This is a genomic window from Acinetobacter sp. V2 (assembly GCF_001188385.1).
In the GTDB taxonomy this organism is placed as follows: Bacteria; Pseudomonadota; Gammaproteobacteria; order Pseudomonadales; family Moraxellaceae; genus Acinetobacter; species Acinetobacter oleivorans.
Genome location: NZ_JZFB01000012.1, coordinates 8,907 through 11,300, shown reverse-complemented (window position 1 = coordinate 11,300; position 2,394 = coordinate 8,907). Strand labels below are relative to the sequence as shown.

Annotated in this window: 3 protein-coding genes; all 3 read right to left on the bottom strand. The window is 44.3% G+C overall.

Features of this window, described 5'->3' with window-relative positions:
* Nucleotides 1-1,168 (bottom strand): acetyl-CoA carboxylase biotin carboxylase subunit (locus tag UC75_RS22460; protein WP_228137501.1); only part of this gene is annotated, 1,168 nt, incomplete at its 3' end.
* Nucleotides 1,169-1,186: 18 nt separating this feature from the next.
* On the bottom strand, nt 1,187-2,023 hold the full coding sequence (locus UC75_RS18340; RefSeq protein ID WP_049838413.1) for an enoyl-CoA hydratase/isomerase family protein: 837 nt from the start codon (nt 2,021-2,023) through the stop codon (nt 1,187-1,189).
* 16 nt (nt 2,024-2,039) lie between these two features.
* Nucleotides 2,040-2,394: acyl-CoA dehydrogenase family protein (locus UC75_RS22455; protein WP_228137500.1), on the bottom strand; the 355-nt coding region annotated here is incomplete at its 5' end.

Genomic DNA, 2,394 nt, shown 5'->3' with positions numbered 1-2,394 from the left:
CCTTTGCTACCATCGGATCGTAAAATGGACTGACTTCATCAGTTGCCAATATGCCATGATCGATTCGCACATTTGGCAAAGTTGCAGGCTGCCAACGCAGAACTTGTCCTGTCTGTGGTAAGAAATCTTGACGTGGATCTTCGGCATACAAACGCACCTCGATTGCATGACCGTTTAACGTCAATTCATGTTGTTGCAAAGGCAATTGTTCACCATTCGCAACACGTAACTGCCATTCAACTAAATCTAGTCCTGTAATGAGCTCAGTGACTGGGTGCTCTACCTGTAAACGGGTATTCATTTCTAAAAAATAAAATGCACCCGATGCATCAAGTAAGAACTCAACAGTTCCCGCACCTACGTAAGCACATGCTTTAGCCGCTGCTACAGCTGCTTCACCCATTTGCTGACGCAGTTCAGGAGTCATCACTGGACATGGAGCTTCTTCAACTACTTTTTGATGACGGCGCTGAATCGAACAATCGCGCTCAAACAAATACACATAATTGCCGTGAGTATCACCAAAAACCTGAATTTCTACATGACGCGGTGCAATGACTGCTTTTTCTAAAATTAGCTCGCCAGAACCAAAGGCATTTTCAGCTTCGGAACGTGCGGTTTGCAATGCCTCAACCAATTCGGATGACTGTTCTACCAAACGCATTCCACGACCACCACCACCAGCAGAAGCTTTGACCATAATTGGAAAGCCAATCTGTTCTGCTTGTGCTGCTAAATATTCGAGATCCTGTCGGTCACCTTCATAGCCTGGTACACAAGGGACGCCTGCTTCAATCATAGCAATTTTTGAGAGACGTTTACTGCCCATTAACTCAATTGCAGAAGCAGTAGGCCCAATAAATGTAATCTGGTTGTCGATACATGCCTGAGCAAAATTAGTATTTTCTGACAAAAAACCATAACCGGGATGAACAGCATCTGCCCCAGTTTTTTTGCACGCCTCTATAATTTTAGCAATGGAGAGATAAGATTCAGATACTTTAGATGCCCCAATGTAAACAGCTTCATCGGCCTCTTGCACATGGCGAGCGTTACGTTCAGCATCAGAATAAACTGCGACAGTTTGATAGCCCATTGCCTTAGCAGTTTGCATGACTCGAACTGCAATTTCACCACGGTTGGCAACCAGTACTTTTGAAAATTTCATTATTTTTATCCTTATCTCTTATGACTCATCGGCCCAATTCGGCAAACGTTTCTGGATAAAAGCCATCGTTCCTTCTTGTCCTTCAGCTCCACCAACCGCTTGGGCAAACTGCTGAGCTGCATCATTGAGTAAATCACTCAAAGGCTCATTGAGCGTTCGATGTAACAGTGCTTTAGTCACACGCGAAGCTTGAGGAGCTGCTCGTTTAATGTGTTGAATGGTTTCCTCTAAAGCTTGTTCAAGTTCAATTTCATTATGTGCAATTTGATGAACCACACCAACACTCAGTGCTGTACGCCCTTCAAAACGCATGCCGAGTAAAGCAAGTCGGCGTGCCTGAGTCAGGCCAATACGTTTCACCACAAAAGGAGCAATTTGCGCAGGTATCACACCTAATCCCGTTTCAGGCAAACCAAACTGGGCATTATCACGGCTAATGGCAACATCTGAAACACATGCCAAACCAAAACCACCACCTAAAACAGCGCCTTCTAAAATCACCACAACAGTCTGTGGTGCAGCTTCGACTTGCTCAAGCATGGCACCAAAACGGCGGTTAAAATCAGCATAAGGTTGTAAGCTACCAACATTGGTTGCTTCAACACGCAAAGCCGCCATGTCTTTAATGTCACCACCTGCACAAAAGGTTCCACCTTCACCACGGATAATTACCGCACGAATTGAAAGGTCATCACGAATGGCATTAAAGACTTGTTGAATTGCATTGACCATATTCAAGTTCATGGCATTACGGCTCTCCGGTCGGTTTAACCAGAGATATAAAATACTGCCGTCTTGTTCCAATTGAATGCTGTCATCAATATCTAGAGCTTGTAGAGATGAGGAAAGTGTCATGGTGTATTCCTTATTTTTATTTCTGCTTTTTAGGTAGGATGTCCATCAACTTACAGATAATCCCCAACATAATCTCATCTGCCCCACCGCCAATAGAGCCTAAACGACCATCACGATACAGCTGTGATGCTGGGTTATCCCACATAAAGCCGTTACCACCCCAATATTGCAGACAGCTATCGGCAACTTCACGGGTTAAACGTCCTGCTTTTAGTTTTGCCATAGATGCCAGCTTGGTCACATCTTCCCCAGCAATATGCTGTTCACAAGCTTGGTAGGTTAATGCTTTAAGTGCTTCCACTTCAGTCATGAGTTCGGCAAAACGAAAATGGATATATTGGTTATTAATGAGGGGTTGACCAAAAGTGGTA

Excerpts from the sequence above, each read along its gene's own strand:
- UC75_RS18340 (WP_049838413.1), bottom strand. The coding sequence starts at position 2,023 with ATGACACTTTCCTCATCTCTACAAGCTCTAGATATTGATGACAGCATT.